Raw genomic sequence first — 17,851 nt, 5'->3', positions numbered from 1 at the left:
ACCCCGGCCGGTCACTTTTTAACTCCCCATGAAAACAACTGCCTTGCGCCTGCTGGGACTGGTGTTGCTCTTGCTGCTGAGCTTCTGGCTGCTGCCGGTTCGGGCCCAGACCGTGACCGTGGCCGCGGATGGCTCCGCGAATTTCCGGACCATTCAAGAGGCCATCAACAGCTTGCCGGCCACGGCTGCCCGGCCGCGCACGGTGTACATCAGAAACGGCACTTACCGCGAGAAGGTGTACATCGACGGCAAAGCCAACCTCGTGCTCAGGGGGCAAAGCGAAAGGGGCGTTGTCCTGACCTTTCCGCAGGCCCGTGACCTGTGGCTGTGCGGCCCCGACGCCAAGGCCGGCGACTGGGGCGTGGCCACCCTCAACCTGCGCAACAGCCCCGACATCACCCTCGAAACCCTAAGCGTGGTGAACAGCTACGGCTTCGACGCCGCCGGCGAGGTCACCATTGACTGCCCCACGGCGCCCGGCGGCCAGAAGAAAGTAAGCAAAACCGGCCACCAGATGGCCCTGCGGGCCCTTCCCGGTGCCACGCGCCTGATAGCGCGGCACTGCACCTTCCGGGCCCTGGGCGGCGACACGGTGAGCCCCTGGGACACGGAAGCCGGCGCCTACTATTTCAAGGACTGCACCATGGAGGGCGGCGTGGATTTTTACTGCCCCCGCGGCTGGGCCTACGCCGAAAACTGCCGTTTCATTTGCCATAGCAAGGAGGCCGCCATCTGGCACGACGGCTCGGGCAGCCGCGACTCGAAAACGGTGCTGCGCAACTGCTCCTTTGTCGGCGATGACGGCTTCAAGCTGGGGCGCTTCCACCGGGAGGCGCAGTTTTACTTGGTCGATTGCACCTTTGCCCGGAACATGGCCGATGCCGACATCTACCATGCCGTTTCGGGCCCCGGGCCCAAGCAGTGGGGCCGCCGCGTATACTACGCCAACTGCCACCGCCAGGGCGGCGACTACGCCTGGCACCGCGACAACCTGGCCACCGCCGAGGGCGCGCCGAAGCCCAAAGACCTCACCGCCGCCTGGACCTTCGGCGGGCGCTGGAACCCGCTGATGGGCGCCATGGCCGCCGTGCCCGCCGCACAGCTCGATACCACGGCCGAAAAGATGCTGCTCTACCAGCGCACCGTGGGCGGCTGGCCCAAGGCTTTGGGCGAAGTGAAAATCAACTACGCCGCCCGCCTGAGCGAGGGCGCCCGCGCGGGCCTGCTCGACAGCAAAAACCAGAACGATGCCACCATCGACAACGACGCCACCACCCGCGAAATCCACTACCTGCTCAAAGCCTTTCAGCAAACCCACAACCCGGCCTACCGCCAGGGCGCCGAAAACGGCATCGGCTACCTGCTGAGAATGCAGTACCCCAACGGCGGCTTCCCGCAGTTTTACCCCGACCTGAGCGGCTACCGGCGCGAAATCACTTTCAACGACGACGCCATGATTCGGGCCCTGGGCGTGCTGCGCCGCGTGGCCCGCAAGGAAGAGCGCTACGCCCTGGTCGACCCCGAGCTGGTGCCCCTGGCGCAGGCCGCCGTGGCCCGCGGCGTCGGCTGCATCCTGAAAACGCAGGTACTCCAGAACGGCCGCCCCACCGCCTGGTGCGCCCAATACGACGAAGTGAGCCTGCTGCCCGCCAAAGCCCGCGCCTTCGAGCTGCCTTCGCTGAGCGGGGCGGAGTCGGTGAGCATCGTGCGCTTTCTGATGGACGAGCCCGCCACGCCGGCCGTGAAAGCTGCCATCGAGGGGGCCGTGGCCTGGTTTGAGCAGGTGAAAATGCCGGGCTACGCGCTCAAAGAAATTGCCGCCCCGCAGGAGAAAACCCACCGCGACCGGGTGATTGTGCCGCAGCCCGGCGCCACTCTCTGGGCGCGGTTCTACGAGCTGGGCACCAACCGGCCCATCTACGTGGGGCGCGACAGCCAAGTGCACTACCAGCTCAGCGAGATTGAAAACGAGCGCCGGGCGGGCTACGTGTACGCCAGCACCTGGCCGGCCGAGCTGCTCGAAAAGGAATATCCGGCCTGGCAGAAACGCACGGCTTCCAGGTAGGCTTGGCTGCACTAGCAAATGGTGTAGAGACGCAATATGTTGCGTCTCCTCGTTGAACGACTATCGTCTGAACGGTAACGCATAACGCCTTAACGATGCAGACGTGCGGTCCCGGCCGTTCAATGACGAGACGCAACATATTGCGTTTCTACAGCTTTTCTTCCAGCCATAAGTACCCAGCGGCCAGCAAAAACAGCCCGAAAAACCACCCCGCCGGCCACGGCTGAGCCACGGTTTCACTCGCCACGGCCGCGTCGGGTACTGCCAGGGCCCGCTGAGTTATTGCCAGCTGGCGTTCCTCTCGTTCCGGCCCAGCCCAGGCGCCGGCTGGGTACACGTAGAACGAATGCGTGACGCGCCCCGGACCAGTGAGTTGGTGCCAGCCCGGCGCCTGCGGCCAGAACTGGGCCGTGCTCCATTCGGGCAGCCGGGTGTCCTGGCGCAGCGCCAATCGGACAGTAGGCCCTACTGAAAGGGCCCGAACAGTGGGCTGGCTTTCGGGAAAAGCAGCGGTGAGGTGCAGCAGCAGCGGCTGTTGCGGGCGCGGCCAGCGCGTGCCTACCTGCCAGGCGGCTTCGGTAGGAGCGGGCGGCCGGGCGGCCGTCAGCAGGCGGTTCCAATAGGAGCGGTAGAGGTCCAGGCGCCCTTGCAGCCCCCACGGGAAGGTTTCGGGCACCAGCGATACCGCCACAAATCCCAGCCCCACCCGCCGGCTGGCGGCGGCCACGGCTTGGCCCGGGCCGCTGGCCAACGGCTGCAGGCCGGCCGCGGGCCGCAGCTGCGCGGGCAGCGGCGCCCGGGCCCCGGGGGGCGCATCGGGCCAGGTGAGGGGCTGGGCCGTGGCCTGCGCGGCGGCCCGGGCCACCACCGCAAAATCGTTCCGGCTGGGTACGCTGCGCGGGAGCGGCCCCGCTTCGGCTACCACCAGCAGGCCGAGGCGCCCGGCCGAGATGGCGCCTTGCAGCGCGCCGGTTTCGGCGGGCGTCAGGGCGGCCAGGGTAGCGGCATCGGCCACCACGATGGCGTAGCGGGCCAGCAGGGCCGGCGTGAGGCGGGCCAGGTCGGTGGCCGGCTGGTTCACGAAATCGGTTTGCACCAGGCCCCGGCTTACGGTGGTGCGCAGGGCCACGGGGTAATGCGCTTCGGCGAGGTAGTTTTTCAGGTACTTAAACTCAAACGACGGCGTGGCGGTGAGCAGCAGCACCGCGGGCAGCGGCGGCGTGGTCACTTCCACGGGCACGGGCTCAGCCGCGAGCTGCCGGCCGCCGCGGCGCAACTGCAGCTCGTACAAACTCAGCCCCCCCGTTTTGGGCTGGTAGCGCAGCCGGAAAGGCCCGCCGCCCGCCGGCACCCGCACCGAGTCGCGCACGGCGCCGGCCGCCAGCAGGCAGGCCCAGGCCGGAGCCTCAGCTTGGGGCAACAAGGCCGTGCCTTCCACCCGCAGCACGTCGCCCAAAGGCAGCTTGCTTTCCCACAACGCGGTGCTGAACCCTACCGTGGCTGCCTCTTGGTGTAATACTATGGGCGTATTGCCTAGCATCGGCAGCTCGGCCGCCGCCAAGCCCCGCCCGATGATGTGCAGGCCCTGCAGCTTGGGCTGCTGCTCGACCAGGGTTAGCAAGGAGTTGAGTGGTCGGCTTTTGGCGGAGGCAGCGACGTTCCCGTAGCGCCACACCGGCGTGCCAGCACCCAGCCGCCGGAGCAATTGCCGCAGCGTATCGGGCGAGTAGTTGGCCGTGAGCAGAATGGCCTGGCCGCGCGCCGCCGGCATCTGCCGCGTGGGCGGAAAGGCCGTGAGCCACAGCGCCCCGGCCGCCACCAGTCCCGCCAGCGCCCGCAGCAGGCGCCGCCGATGCCCGCGCCAGGCCTGTGCCAGCAGCCCCAGGCCCAGCAGCACGCAAAACCCCAGCAAAACGTAATAGGCAGTAGGTTGGGCCATGATAATTGGGGGCATGCTAGCGGCTTAACTCCTGGAAATAACGCCGGCCCAGCCGGTCGGGGGCAGCCGGCGGCACGGGCACGGGGCTGGGCGCGGCCAGCAGGTCGGTGAGGGCGCGCTCCACGGGCAGGCGGCAGTCGGGGCAGGTGGGGCGGCCGGCGCGCACGTCGGCCACCAGCTGGCGCAAGGCCTTGAGGGCCGGCAGATACAGCCCCGGCCGCTCCAGCGCCGCCCCGGCCAGCACCGAGCCGGCCTGCTCCAGCACCGGCGCCTCGGCCGGCCGGGCCTTGGTGCCGGGCCCGTGCGCCGCAAGCCAGCGCAGGGCGGCCCGCACCGCCGGCTGCGACACCGCGGCCGCTACCTGCTGCTGGCGGCGCGGGGCCGCCGCGCCCTTCAGCTCGCCGGTGAGGCGCAGGGTGGCTTCGGGCATGGGCGGCGGCGTGAAGCCGGCTTTCTTGACGAAGGCGCGGGTTTGCTGCTGCACCTGCTTCAGCAGGCGCAGGGCGCGGTACTCGTAGGGGCGAGCCGCTGCCAGCTGGCCGGTGCGCAGGCGCAGCTCGGCCGCCCACATCTCGTTGAGCACGGCGCGCAGCTTGGCTTTCACGGCGGGCTCCAGGAAGTCGGCAGTTTCGGCGTCGTCGTGCTTGTGCATGTATGGGTCCATCAGCTCATCGGTTTCGGCCGTGGGCGAAGCTTTGGCCGAAGACGCCGCCAGGGGCGCGGCGTGGTCCTCGTGCGGGTGCTCTTCGGGGGCTTCGGCGGTGGGTGGGCCGGGGGCCTCTTCCTCTTCGGCAATGGGCGAGTGTGGCGCCGACCCCATGACCTGCTCCGATTCTTCGCCCATAAACTTGCCGTAGCGCAGGCGCAGCGTCTGCTGGTCGAAGCCCAGGGCGTTGGCGCGGCTGGCCACGGTGGCCGCGTCCAGCTTCGGCTTTTCGGCAATCAGCTTTTCGGTGTCGATGATGATTTGGCGCTGGCTGCGGAAGTAGGCGGGGGCCACCTTCACGCCCATGCCCACGTCGGCGGGGCTGTCGGCCACGGCCGTGTCCTGCCACTGCACCAGGTAGGCGTCGGTGCGGGAGGTGTGTCCGGCATTGTCGCGCGCCGTGAGGTAGAAATACAGCTCATCGCCATACGTGAGGCCCAACCTAGGCAAGTTGAGCGCGCCGGTGAGGCTGGCCTGGACCGCGCCGCCGCGCAGGGCCGCCGTCAGGTCGCGCCGCGCCTCCCGGAACTTCACTGCCTCGCCCTGGCCCTGGGCCACGGTGATGACCATTTCGGCCCGGCTCAGGCCGTAGTCGTCGCGTGCGGTGGCGCGCACCGCTACTTCGGGCCGCCGGCCGTAGGCCTCCACCAGCGTGTAGGGCTTGGGGGTTTGAATGCGCAGCACCGGCGCCTGGTCGGCCCGCACGTCAATGGCGTAATCGTCGGACACGGTGCCGCCCAGCCGCAATCGGTAGAGGGTGGAAGCGGTAAGCGTCAGCTCCGTGTAATACCGTCCCGGCTGCCCCGCTACCGGTTGCATCGGCCGCCGGAGCCGGCCAATTTCCAGCGTCGGTGCCAGCCGGCCCCCGCCGCTCACTCGCAACTGCCAACGCACCCGCGACCCTTCCGGGCATTGAAAAGATGCCTGCGCCGGCCCGAACGCCGCCTGACGGGTATAAGCCGGCGGCGTCACCAGCAGCTGGGTTTCGGCGATGCGGGCGGGCGCCTGGCTCGGCACGGCGGCCTGCTTTTCGGAGAAATGCACCGCCACGGCCCGGGGCGCGCGGGCCGCTTGCTTGGCGGGCCACCACCAGGCCACGGCCGCAGCCAGTAGCAACAGCCCCGTAGCCGAAACCGCGCGCCGGAACGAAACCGGAATGGTCAGCCGCTTTTCTTCCTGCAATGCGTGCAGCCGCTGGGCCACCCGGCGCTGCTGAAACCGCTCCAGCAGGTTAAGCTCATCGGCCCCGCGCAGCAGCAGGCCGGCGCTATCCTCCAGCTCCGGAAATTGGCGGTCGAGCCGGGCCGTTATCACGGCTGGGCGTAGGCGTCGCAACGGCCACAAGAGCCAGACCCCTATGCCTAAACCGACGACGGCAGTTGCTGCCAGCATCCCGCGGCTGGCCGGCCAGCGTTGCGCCAGCAGCCCCAGCAGCAGGGCAGCCGCCACCGCTGGCAGCAGCACGGCCGCCGCCCGCCGCCACGCATAGCTGCGCCGCACCGCGGCCAGCCGCTGGCGGGCCCGGGCACCAGTCATGCTGGCGGAAGCTGATTCTAAGGCTTGGCTCATAGCGGCGTGGTGAGGGCCCGTTTTTCCCGGCGGAAAGCCAGCAGGCGTTCGAGAGCGAATAAAATTCCAGCGGCCAGCACCAGCCAAGGGCGCAAATCGGCCGCTTGGAAAGCAGTAGGTACTGAAGTCGTCGCCAATGGCGTGCCGGCTTCGCTCCCGCGGGCCGCCGGCAGTTGCGCGGGGTCCAGCGCCCGCTGGTCGAGCGCCGCCAGGGCCTGGTCGGTGGGCGAGGTGGCCGCCACCCGAGTATCGACCGGCACCGGGCGCAAAAGCGTCAGCAGGCGGGCCGGCAAAGCTGGGTTGTCGGCTAGGTCGCTCCAGGCAGGGTCTAGGCGGGTGTGCAGCCGGTACAGCGCCCCCTGGCCCAACGACCGGACTGAAAGAACTGCCCGGCCCCGGCCATCGCGCCAGAGCGGCTGGTCGGCCGGCGCCGCGCCCTTGCCGTCGCGCCGAAGGATGTGAACAGGCGCTTCGGTGGCTAACTCTGGTACCAGCCGGGCGTCGTCGGCCACTCCCGGCGCGGCGGCTTCCTGCCAGACTTGCGCGCCGTTTTGCGCGGCCACGTGCCATTCCTCGGGCAGCGACTCATCGGTCAGCCAAAACAGCCATTCAGCGCCCGGGCGAGGTGGCACCGCGCTCAGGCGAATGGTTGGCGCCACCGAAAATCCCACCGAGGCGGCACGCAAGGCCGCCTTCAGGTAGCGGGCCTCGGCTGCGTAGCCCGGCGCGGCATATAGCTCAATAACCAGCGGGGCCGCAGCAATGGTAGCCGCTGGACCAACTCGCTCACCGTCAGCCGGCCGGGTCGGCACCAAGGCTGCCGGCTTGCCGGCGGTAGCTTGGTAGCGTAGCGGCGCCAGACCCGGCACCCGAATTTGCTCCCCGCTGCTCCGGGGCACGGCGGCAGCGGCTCTCCGGAAAGTCGTCTGCGATTCCGTGCTGCGGCCAATGGTCAGGTACAGGCTGTCGCCGCGCTGAGTAGCGTCCTGCAGCCAGGCGGCGCTGGATAGGCTGGGCAGCGTCTGCCAGGTGATGCCGGAGCGCAAGGCAGGGTGGGGGCCCTGCACGCTGCGTAGCGCCGCCGGCGTCAGCACGTACAAAGGCTGGCCGGCAAAGGCATCAGCCGCCTGCTGCACGCGGGCCCAGCCGAAGCTGCCGGCCCGCGGCCCGGCGCTCAGCAAACGGGCGCTGTCGCGGGGCCCGGCCGCCTGGGCCCGCCACGCCGCCCCCGACATTTTGGGGAAGCCCGTCGTCAGCCAGCGTAGCCCGTAGCCCCGCCGCCGCAGTGAGTCCACCGTGGGCCGCAGGGTGGCCAGGGCGGGGTTGCCTAGCACCTCGGGGCTCAGCAGCACCTGGCCCCGGCTGCGCGGCCGCGCGCTTTGCCACACCGGGCCGGCCAGCGCCAGGGCCAGCACCGCCAGCAGCGCGGCCCGCAGCAGCAGCAGCCCAAGCTGCTCCAGCCTCAGGTTGCGCAGGCGGCGGTTGGCGCCCGCGGCCAGCCAGCGCAGGCTGCCCACCGGCACCTCGCGGCCCGGCCGGCGGTTCCACAAGTGGATGGCCACCGGCACCAGCAAGCCCAGCAAAGCCAGCAACGCAGACGGGGTGAGCAGGGTGAGCAAAGCGAAAAGGGAAGGCGTAGAAGTTAGGAAAGTAGCGCTTGGCCAAACGGATTTCGGTCCAACCGGGGCCCGTCCCTACGTGGCATTGCGGCGGCGCAGAAACTCGCGCATGGCGCCGTCCAGCGGTTGGGACGTATCGAGTAAATGGTAATCGAAGCCCTGCCGGCGGGCGGTTTGGGCGGTTTCACGCAGCCAGTGTTGCAGTTGTTGCAGGTAGGCCGCGCGCTGCTGGTCGGCATCGAGCTGAATGGTCTGGTTACTTTCTAAGTCCCTGAAAGTAACCGGACCTTTGTGGCTGAATGAAAGTTCGTTATGAGCGGCTAGATGCAGCAGCAATACGTCGCCGCTCACGGCCCGCAGGCGGGTAAGCAGGGCCTGGATTTCGCCGGTTTCCTCGTACAGGTCGCTCACGCATACCGTCAGGGCCCGCTGCCGCCGGGCCGTGAGCGGGGCCAGCGTGGCGGCGTCGGGGAAGTGGCCGGCGGCCGTGGCCGTTTCGAGGGCGTGGTAGAGGCGCGGGAGCTGGCGGGCGTCGGCGCGGGGCGGCAGGTGTCGCAGGCCGGCGGGGCTCAGCACGGTCAGCCCCACGGCGTCGCCCTGCTGGGTGGCCAGGTAGGCCAGTGCGGCCAGCAGCAGCCGGGCGTAGTCGAGCTTGGTGAGGCCGTTGTCGTCGCGGTGGTTCATGCTGGCGCTGGCGTCCAGCAGCAGGTGCACCGTCAGGCTGGTGTCGACTTCCGACTCGCGCAGGTAGTACCGGTCCGAACGCGCCGCCAAGCGCCAGTCGAGGCGGCGCAGGTCGTCGCCGGGCTGGTAGGGGCGATACTGGCTGAATTCCATGCCCGCGCCGTGGCGCCGGCTGGCGTGCGCGCCGTTGAGGAAGCCCTCGGCCGCTTGCCGGGCAGCCAGGGACAAGTTGCGCAAGCCGTGCAGGAGTTCGGGAGACAGCATTAAATAGCGCGGACTTTTAGTCCGCGAATCGGGGTTGAATGCAAAGACGCTTACACGGGGCTGAAAGTCCGCGCTACACCTTCACTGCTTTCAGCAGCTCCGCCACGGCGTCGTCGGCCGTCAGGTTCTCCGCTTCGGCGTTGAAGTTGAGCAGCACCCGGTGGCGCAGCACGGGCGGCGCCAGCGTCCGGATGTCCTCCAGCGTGGCGGCAAAGCGGCCGTGCAACAGGGCCCGCGCCTTGGCGCAGAGGATGAGCGCCTGCCCGGCCCGCGGCCCCGCGCCCCAGCGTCCATACGCCTTAATAAAGGCCACTTCCGACGTGGCCGGCCGCGTGGCCCGCACCAGCCGGTTCACGAAGTCCATGAGCTCGGGGCTGAGGCTGACCTGCCGCACCAGCGCCTGCAGCGCCCGAATGTCGGCCCCGCCCAGCACTGGCGAAACCGGCTGCCCCGCCGCGCCCGTGGTGCCGCGCAGCACCGCCAGCTCCTCGTCGGCCGTGGGGTAGCCAATGCGCACATAGAGCAGAAACCGGTCAAGCTGGGCTTCGGGCAGCGGGTAAGTGCCGCTTTGCTCGATGGGGTTTTGGGTGGCCAGCAGGAAGAAGGGCTTGGGCAGCGCGTGCTCGGTACCGGCGTAGGTCACGTGGCCTTCCTGCATGGCTTCGAGCAAGGCGGCCTGCGTCTTGGGCGGCGTGCGGTTAATTTCATCGGCCAGCACCAGGCTGGCAAAAATGGGCCCGGGGTTGAACTTGAAGGAGCGGCGGCCCGTGCCGTGGTCTTCCTCCAGCACCTCGGTGCCCAGGATGTCGGTCGGCATCAGGTCGGGCGTGAACTGGATGCGGCGGAAGGGCAGGTCGGTGGCCGCCGCCAGGGTGCGCACCAGCAGCGTTTTGGCCAGGCCGGGCACGCCTTCGAGCAGGGCATGGCCGCCGGCCAGCAGGGCCACCAGCACTTCGTCGAGCACGGTTTCCTGGCCCACGATGACCTTGGCAATCTCGGCCTTAAGGACGGGCAGCTTGGCCAGGAGGGCGTTTACTTCTTGTTCGGTCATTCGGTTATCGGGAGAGGAAAAGGCACGTCATGCTGAGCGTAGCCGAAGCATCTTGCGTGTGGTAGTAATTCAATTTTCACAACATCTGTGATTTAGTGATGGCACGCGAGATGCTTCGGCTACGCTCAGCATGACGTTTGCCCGTCGTTCACGTCAAGGCATACAGCAGGATGTTCACCCCAAACTTGGTGTTGTCTTCGGCCAGAAAGCGCTTGTTGCGAAAGTCGTAGTCCCACTCGCAGCCGTAGTCTTTGTTGGAATACAGCACGCCGATTCGGCCCTTGATTTCGATGGCTTTGAGGTAGTCGTGCACCAGGTCGTCGCCCCAGCCGTTCAGCTCAAAGCCGGTATTGGGCGGGCCGTCTTTGAAAGTGAAAAACTGCGAGTAAATCGGGTGGGTTTTGGGGATTTTCTTGAGGGCGCCGGCGCCGAAACACTGCCGCATCTGCTCCTCAAAGGAGCGGGCAAACAGGCCGTCGATGTCGTGGTTGCAGTCGTCCACAAACACGAAGCCTCCGTTGCGCACGTACTGGGTAAAGTTCTGTTTTTCAGCGCCTGAAAACTGTACCAACCGGTGGCCGCTCAGGTAGCAGAAAGGGTAGTTAAACAGTTCGGGGCTGTCGAGCGCCACCACTTTTTCCTTGGGGTCGACGGGCACGGTGGTGTACTGCACCAGCGAGTGCAGCAGGTTGGCGGGCATGCGCTCGTCCACCGCGTCCCAGTCGCCGGAGTGGTACTTCAGGCGCACAAAAGTGAAAGGAGCAGCGGGCACAGAATACGGTAGCTGAAAAAGGATGTAATGGGCTGGCAATGAAGCCGGAGCGGAATGGCCGCGCGCCAACAAGGAATAATTCCCACTCGTACTACGTTGGAAACAAGCGCTGGTGGAATTCCATCGGCCCGTATTCTACGCTCTCGTTATGCGTTTTGCTATGAAAAAGCTTCTCGTTATTGGTCTGCTAACCTTATTCATCACGCCCTTCGCGCACGCCCAGTTTGGGGTGAAGGGCGGCCTGAACGTGGCCGAGCTCACGGGCCGCGACGGCGAAAGCGCTTCGTACAAAGCCTTTTACCACGTTGGTGTCTTCTACCAAGCCCACTTGCTGGGGCCGCTTTCCATTCAGCCCGAAGTGCAGTACTCGCTGCAGGGCGGCAATCTGAAATCGGCTTTCACCAACTATGATAGCCAGCTGCACTACCTCACGGTGCCCGTTCTGGCCAAGCTCACCGTGGGGCCGGTCTTCGTAGAAGGCGGGCCGCAGTTCGGCGTGCTGCTCAATGCCGACCAGTCGGGCAACATGCAGGTGGGCCTAGCCGAAGACGGCACGCCCGCCTACGGCAAAGTGTCGCGTCCGGCCACGGGCAGCTTCAAGCGCGGCGACTTCAGCCTGGTGGGCGGCGCCGGCCTCAAACTGGCTTCCAACTTCTCGCTGGGCGCCCGGCTGGTGGCTGGCCTCAACGACATCAACGACGTGCAGAACCTGTCCGGCATCAACGACCCGCGCCTGCAAAACCGCGTGTACCAGGTATACGCGGCCTTCCAGTTCGGCGGCGGGAAATAAGCAGCGTGGACTCGGTCGAGTCCACGCTGCGTTCTTATACCGCGTCGGAGAGGCTGGTGAAGGTGAAGTCCCGGATTTTGAGCGGCGGAATCAGATTGCCGCCCAGGCGCACCGGCTTGCCGATGGCTTCCAGGTTGTTGAGCATGATGACCGGGCTCTCGTTGAAGCGGAAGTTCTTGATGGGAAACTTGATTTGGCCGTTCTCGATGTAGAACGTGCCGTCGCGGGTGAGGCCGGTATACAGCAGCGTCTGCGGGTCGACGGGGCGGATGTACCACAAGCGCGTCACCAGGATGCCCTTGGCCGTGCCCTTGATGAGGTCGGCCGTGCTTTGGGTGCCGCCTTCCATTATCCAGCCGCCGGGAGGGGGCAGGTCCGGAATGCCGGCCTTCTGGGCCCAGTAGCGCGACGAGTAGAGGTTCTTCACCACGCCCTTTTCAATCCAGGTCACGCGTTTTTGCGGGCGGCCGTCGCCGGCAAAGGTGATGTCCGGAATCTCGGCGTTCATCGGGTCCGAGTAAATCGTCACCCGCTCGTCGAACAGCTTTTCACCCTTCTTGTTGCCGCCGCCCTTCTTGCTCAGGAAGCTGCGGCCTTCGTCGGCCGAGCGTGCGTCGAGGCTGCCCATAAGCACGGCCATCAGCGAGGTGTCGACGTTGGAGAGCAGCGCGTTGGGCTCGAGAATGACGGTGTACTTGCCAGGCTCCAGCGCCTTGGCGTTTACCGACGACGAAGCCTTTTCGGCCGCGATGCGGGTCAGCCGGGCCGCGTCGAACTTGCTGGCGTCGGTGTAGTCGGCGGCGGCGTAGCCCGAGCCTTTGCCGTCGGGCGTGCGCACCGTCACGCTAAACTCCACATTGGTGTACTGCTGGTAGGCTTCGAGGCCCTTGCTGTTGCGCTTGGCCACAAAGCCGGCCATGTCTTCCAGAAAGCCGGCCGACGTCACCTTGCGCTGGTCGCAGAGCGCCGTGCTGGCGCCCACCTGCTGGGCCCGGTAGTCCGGGTCGATGGCGGCGGTGCTGGCCGCAAACGCCTTGGTGCTTTCGGTGTATTGCTGCGGGCCCAGCAGGGGCATGTATTCGGGGCTTTCGGGCGCGAGCTTGGCAATTTCTTCGGCCCGCTGCACGCAGCGGCGCAGGGTGGCGTCGTCGAACTCGTTGCAGGTAGCGGTGCCGCTTTTTTTGCCGAAGTAGCTTGTCACTACCAGCGACACGTTGTCGAGGGCGCCGGCCGTGCTGATGGTGTTGCGGGCCGAGCGCACGTTGCCGCCGGTGCGGCCGTTGAGGTTGGCCTCGCATTCGTCGGCCGTGCTGAAGCTCAGCACCTTCTTGAGGATGTTCTGGGCTTCGTCTTTAGAAAGAATGGGCATAAGTTGATGTGCTGATTAACCGATGTGTCAATGTGCTGATGCAGCAATGCGTTGATAGCATGGGCAATTGAGATGGGCATGCGAAAAGCAGCACATCTGCAAATCACCTCCTCAGCACATCAACCCAGCTTGCGGGCGGTGTTGATGACGTTGACGCCGTTGAAGCGCGTGGTGGCCGAGCCGTGGCTCACGGCCGAGCTTTGGGAGGGCTGGCCCTTGCCGTCGTTGAAGGCGCCGAACAAGCGGTAGTCGGATTCGTCGCAGATGGCGGCGCAGGAATTCCAGAACTCCTGCGTGTTGGCCTGGTAGGCCACGTCCTCGAGCATGCCCGTAATCTGCCCCTTCTCGATGGCGTAGAACACCTGCCCGCCGAACTGGAAGTTGTAGCGCTGCTGGTCGATGGAGAAGGAACCGTTGCCGGCGATGTAGATGCCCTTGTCCACGTTCTTCACCAGCTCGTCCACGCTGAGCTTGGCCTTGCCGGGCTGCAGGCTCACGTTGGGCATGCGCTGGAACTGCACGTCCTGCCACGACTGCGAGTAGCAGCAACCGTCAGATTCCTTCTGGCCCACGATGTGGGCCTGGTCGCGAATCTTTTCGTAGTCGACGAGCTTGCCGTCCTTGATGAGGTCCCAACGCTTAGTCTTAACGCCTTCGTCGTCGTAGCCCACCGCGCCTAGGGAGCCGGGCTGCAGCTTGTCGGCCACGATGTTGACCAGCTTCGAGCCGTAAGGGATGCCCTTGGCCTTCCACTCCAGCGTGGCGAAGCTGGTGCCGGCGTAGTTAGCCTCGTAGCCCAGCACGCGGTCGAGCTCCAGCGGGTGGCCCACCGATTCGTGGATGGTCAGGCCCAGGTGGTGGGGGTCCAGCACGAGGTCGTACTTGCCCGGCGTCACGGACTTGGCGGTCAGCTTTTCCTTCACCTGCTTGGCGGCGGCGGCCACGTCTTCCAGCATGTCGTAGCTGTTCTTGTAGCCCACCACGTTCGAGCCCGCGGGGCCGGCTACCTTGTCGGCCGCCTTGGCCGAGAGGTACTCGTAGCCCAGGCCCATGGGCGAGCTCAGCGACTGCCGGGAGCGGAACTTGCCGCTGGCCCGGTCGATGGCCGTGACGCTGAACGTGGGATAAATCCGGTGAATGTCCTGGTCGATGTAAGAGCCGTCGGTGCTGGCGAAGTACTTCTGCTCGTTCACCTGGAACAGGGCCGAGTTAATGAAATTCACGCCCAGGTCCAGGGCTTTGGCGTTGACGCCCAGCAGCAAATCTACTTTGTCCTTAATCGGGACTTCAAACGCGTTTTGCTGGATGGGGGCTTTCCAGGCCACTTCGCCGTGGCCCTTCTCGGGCGCCAGCTGCACCTTCTCTTTTTGCACTTTCGAGTTGGCCTTGGCAATCTGCACGGCCAGTTGCGCGGCTTTCGCAATGCCGGCCTCGGTCACGGTGTTGGTGGCGGCAAAGCCCCAGGTGCCGTTGGCGATTACGCGCACGCCCACGCCGTAGCTCTCCGTGCTGGCGATGTTCTGCACCTGCTTCTCGCGGGTGAAGATGCCCTGGTTGAGGTAGCGGCCGATGCGCACGTCGGCGTAGGAGGCCCCGGCGGCTTTGGCCGCGTTCAGGCCGGCGTCGGCCAAGCGTTTTTTCTGGGCGGCATCGGCGCCCGGCTCCAGCAGGCGGGCCGGGTCCACAAGGTCGCCGGCGAAACCCGGAAAGCTGGGTAAGAACAGGGCGCCGGCCGCCAGGCCGGAAATTCCCACAAAGTCGCGACGTTTCATTGAAGGGTACTGAGGTGATGAAGGAGTGGCGAGCCGAAGCAGCGCAAGGCCCGGACTAAAGTAGCGGTGAGAACCGATGGGTTGCTTTACACCGCGTCGGAGAGGCTGGTGAAGGTGAAGTCCCGGATTTTGAGCGGCGGCACCAGGCTGCCGCTCAGGCGCACCGGCTTGCCGAGGGCCTCCACGTTGTTGAGCATGATGACCGGGCTTTCGTTGAAGCGGAAGTTTTTCACCGGAAACTTAATCTGCCCATTCTCAATGTAAAATGTTCCGTCGCGGGTGAGGCCGGTATACAGTAGCGTCTGCGGGTCGACGGCCCGAATGTAGTAGAGGCGCGTTACCAGAATGCCTTTGGCGGTGCCCTTGATGAGGTCGGCCGTGCTTTGGGTGCCGCCTTCCATTATCCAGCCGCCGGGGGGCGGAATGTCGGGGATGCCCGCTTTCTGGGCCCAGTAGCGCGACGAGTAGAGGTTTTTCACGATGCCTTTCTCCACCCACGTCACCTTCTGCTGCGGGCGGCCGTCGCCGGCAAAGGTCAGGTCGGGCACGTCGGGGTGGGTGGGGTCGGAGTAGATGGTCACCCGCTCGTCGAACACCTTGTCGCCCTTCTTGTTGCCGCCGCCTTTCTTGCTCAGGAAGCTGCGGCCCTCGTCGGCGTTGCGGGCGTCCATGGCGCCCATCATGTTGTTGAGCAGGTCGATGGCCGCGGCCGGCTCCAAAATGACGGTGTACTTGCCCGGTTCCAGCGCCTTGGCGCCCACCGACGACGCCGCTTTGTCGGCCGCCACGCGGGTGAGGCGGGCGGCGTCGAACCGGGCCAGGTCGGAGTAGTTGGCAATGGCGTAGCCCGAGCCGGTGCCGTCGGGCGTGCGCACGGTGATGGAAAAGTCGACGCTGCTCAGCTTTTGGTACGCCTCCAGCCCCTTGCTGTTGCGCTTGGCCACGAAGCCCGACGAGTCGCTGAAAAACGCGGCCGACGACAGCTTGCGCTGGTCGCACAGCGCCATGCTGGCCCCAATCTGCTGGGCCCGGTAGTCGGGCGTGATGTCGGCCGTGCGCTGCACAAACGAGCCTGGCGAGGCCAGGTACTTCTGCGGGCCCAGCAACGGCACGTACTCCGGGCTTTCGGGTGCGAGCCGGGCAATTTCCTCGGCTCGCTGCACGCAACGGCGCAGGGTGGCGTCGTCGAACTCGTTGCAGGTGGCCAGGCCGGTGCGCTTGCCGAAGCGCGACTGCACGGCCAACGACACGTTGTCGGAGGCGCCGGCCGTGCTGATGGAGTTGCGGGCCGAGCGCACGTTGCCGGCGCTGCTGCCGTTGAGCGTTGCCTCGCACTCGTCGGCCGTGCTGAAGCTGAGTACTTTTTTCAGGATGTCTTGGGCCTCGGTTTGCGAGAGAAGGGCCATGTTATTGTAGCGGTTAGCCCAGCTTGCGGGCGGTGTTGATGACGTTGACGCCGTTGAAGCGCGTGGTGGCCGAGCCGTGGCTCACGGCCGAACTCTGCGAAGGCTGTCCTTTGCCGTCGAAAAACGACCCGAACAGGCGGTACTCCGACTCGTCGCAGATGGCGGCGCAGGAGTTCCAGAACTCCTGCGTGTTGGCCTGGTAGGCCACGTCTTCCAACATGCCGGTTATCTGGCCTTTTTCGATGGCATAAAACACCTGCCCGCCAAACTGGAAGTTGTAGCGCTGCTGGTCAATTGAATACGACCCCCGGCCCGCAATGTAGATGCCCTTATCGACGCCTTTAATCAATTCGTCCACGCTGAGCTTGGCTTTGCCCGGCTGCAGGCTCACGTTGGGCATGCGCTGGAACTGCACCGAGTCCCAGGAGTCGGCGTAGCAGCAGCCGTCGGATTCCTTCTGGCCCACGATGTGGGCCTGGTCGCGGATTTTCTCGTAGTTCACCAGCACCCCGTCCTTGATGAGGTCCCAGCGCTTGGTTTTCACGCCCTCGTCGTCGTAGCCCACGGCTCCAAGCGAACCCGGCTGCAGCTTGTCGGCCACGATGTTGACGAGTTTGGAGCCGTAAGGAATCTGCTTGGCTTTCCACTCCAAGGTGGCGAACGAGGTGCCGGCGAAGTTGGCTTCGTAGCCCAGCACGCGGTCGAGTTCGAGCGGGTGGCCCACCGATTCGTGGATGGTCAGGCCCAAGTGGTTGGGTTCGAGCACGAGGTCGTACTTGCCGGCAGTCACGGACTTTGCCGTCAGCTTTTCCTTCACCTGCTTGGCGGCCAGGGCGGCATCGGCCAGGATGTCGTAGCTGTTGCGGTAGCCCACGAGACCCGTGCCGGCGGGGCCCGCAATCTTATCGGCCTCTTTGGGCGAGAGGTACTCGTAGCCCAGGCCCATGGGGGCGCTCAGCGCGTCGCGGCTGCGGAATTTGCCGCTGGCCCGGTCGATGCCCGTGACCGAAAACGTGGGCCAGATGCGGTGCACGTCTTGGTCGATGTACGAGCCGTCGGTGCTGGCGAAGTACTTCTGCTCATTGATTTGAAAAAGCGAAGAATTCACAAAGCTGGCGCCGTTGTCGAGGGCCTTGGCGTTGGCGGCCAGCAGCAGCTCCACTTTCTGCGCCACTGGCACCTCGAAGGCGTTTTGCTGAATGGGCGTTTTCCAGGTCACGTCGCCGTAGCCTTTTTGCGGGGCCAACTGCACCTTCTCCTTCTGCACCTTGGCGTTGGCTTTGGCAATGGCCACGGCCAGATGCGCGGCTTTGGCCAAGCCGGCCTCGGTCACGGTGTTGGTGGCGGCAAAGCCCCAGGTACCGTTGGCAATCACCCGCACGCCGGCCCCAAAGCTCTCGCCGCTGGCAATGTTCTGCACCTGCTTTTCGCGGGTAAAAATGCTTTGGTTGAGGTAGCGGCCGATGCGCACGTCGGCGTAGGAGGCCCCGGCAGCTTTGGCAGCGTTGAGGCCGGCGTCGGCCAAGCGCTTTTTCTGGGCGGGGTCCAGGCCCGGTTCCAGCAGCCGGGCGGGGTCGACGGGCGTGACGCCCCGGCTGGGAAAGGCGGGCAAAAACAGGGCACCGGCCGCCAGGCCGGTCAGTCCCACAAAGTCGCGTCGTTTCAAAGCAGCGTAATAATTCGGGAATAGCGAAAGGAGATTCGTAAAGATGGGCACAAATCTTAATGGAAAAGACAGCAACCTGCCCATTGCGTTGCGCAGTTGCCAAAAAAATACCAACATGGCCCTGCTTCGAACCCAACAGGCACAAAAAAGCCCCCAAAACCCCCGGCATCGCGGGTGGT

Annotated in this window: 12 protein-coding genes; 2 read left to right on the top strand and 10 right to left on the bottom strand. The window is 65.9% G+C overall.

Translation table 11 applies throughout. The annotated features are described in order from the left end of the window. The first annotated feature begins 28 nt into the window (after nt 1-28). Nucleotides 29-2,065, top strand: coding sequence for a pectate lyase (gene pelA / locus JAO73_RS23030; protein ID WP_233169192.1), 2,037 nt, complete (start codon nt 29-31; stop codon nt 2,063-2,065). 148 nt (nt 2,066-2,213) lie between these two features. On the opposite strand, the gene JAO73_RS13325 is transcribed toward pelA, so the two are convergent. The 6 genes from JAO73_RS13325 to JAO73_RS13300 all read right to left on the bottom strand — a co-directional run bounded on the left by JAO73_RS13325 (nt 2,214) and on the right by JAO73_RS13300 (nt 10,669). Then, entirely contained in the window at nt 2,214-4,004 is a 1,791-nt protein-coding gene (locus JAO73_RS13325; RefSeq protein ID WP_198977501.1) for a hypothetical protein, read from the bottom strand. A 16-nt stretch (nt 4,005-4,020) separates the two neighbouring features. Then, entirely contained in the window at nt 4,021-6,279 is a 2,259-nt protein-coding gene (locus tag JAO73_RS13320) for a hypothetical protein (RefSeq protein ID WP_198977500.1), read from the bottom strand. Next, complete coding sequence (locus tag JAO73_RS13315) at nt 6,276-7,898, bottom strand: BatA domain-containing protein (protein WP_198977499.1); 1,623 nt, start codon at nt 7,896-7,898, stop codon at nt 6,276-6,278. The genes JAO73_RS13320 and JAO73_RS13315 overlap by 4 nt, the downstream gene beginning before the upstream one ends. 75 nt (nt 7,899-7,973) lie before the next feature. Next, complete coding sequence (locus tag JAO73_RS13310) at nt 7,974-8,846, bottom strand: DUF58 domain-containing protein (protein WP_198977498.1); 873 nt, start codon at nt 8,844-8,846, stop codon at nt 7,974-7,976. A 73-nt stretch (nt 8,847-8,919) separates the two neighbouring features. Then, the gene (locus JAO73_RS13305) at nt 8,920-9,897 is read right to left on the bottom strand and encodes an AAA family ATPase (protein WP_190921953.1); all 978 of its coding nucleotides are present in this window, start codon (nt 9,895-9,897) and stop codon (nt 8,920-8,922) included. Nucleotides 9,898-10,045: 148 nt separating this feature from the next. Beyond that, the gene (locus JAO73_RS13300; protein WP_198977497.1) at nt 10,046-10,669 is read right to left on the bottom strand and encodes a DUF4159 domain-containing protein; all 624 of its coding nucleotides are present in this window, start codon (nt 10,667-10,669) and stop codon (nt 10,046-10,048) included. Nucleotides 10,670-10,829: 160 nt separating this feature from the next. On the opposite strand from JAO73_RS13300, the gene JAO73_RS13295 reads away from it, so the two are divergent. Further along, entirely contained in the window at nt 10,830-11,459 is a 630-nt protein-coding gene (locus tag JAO73_RS13295) for a porin family protein (protein WP_198977496.1), read from the top strand. 34 nt (nt 11,460-11,493) lie between these two features. On the opposite strand, the gene JAO73_RS13290 is transcribed toward JAO73_RS13295, so the two are convergent. From JAO73_RS13290 to JAO73_RS13275, 4 genes are all read right to left on the bottom strand, one after another. After that, nucleotides 11,494-12,828, bottom strand: coding sequence for a TldD/PmbA family protein (locus JAO73_RS13290; protein WP_198977495.1), 1,335 nt, complete (start codon nt 12,826-12,828; stop codon nt 11,494-11,496). 119 nt (nt 12,829-12,947) lie between these two features. Then, on the bottom strand, nt 12,948-14,600 hold the full coding sequence (locus tag JAO73_RS13285; RefSeq protein ID WP_198977494.1) for a TldD/PmbA family protein: 1,653 nt from the start codon (nt 14,598-14,600) through the stop codon (nt 12,948-12,950). A gap of 86 nt (nt 14,601-14,686) precedes the next feature. Beyond that, nucleotides 14,687-16,006: a TldD/PmbA family protein gene (locus JAO73_RS13280; RefSeq protein ID WP_198977493.1), complete on the bottom strand. Its 1,320-nt coding sequence runs from the start codon at nt 16,004-16,006 to the stop codon at nt 14,687-14,689. Between the two features lie 13 nt (nt 16,007-16,019). Continuing rightward, nucleotides 16,020-17,672, bottom strand: a complete 1,653-nt coding sequence (locus JAO73_RS13275; RefSeq protein WP_198977492.1) for a TldD/PmbA family protein — start codon at nt 17,670-17,672, stop codon at nt 16,020-16,022. Nucleotides 17,673-17,851: the final 179 nt, after the last annotated feature.

The sequence above is a fragment of the Hymenobacter miniatus genome, assembly GCF_016427455.1.
In the GTDB taxonomy this organism is placed as follows: Bacteria; Bacteroidota; Bacteroidia; order Cytophagales; family Hymenobacteraceae; genus Hymenobacter; species Hymenobacter armeniacus.
Note: the sequence above shows the minus strand (reverse complement) of the source record. Positions and strands in the feature narration are given on the sequence as shown.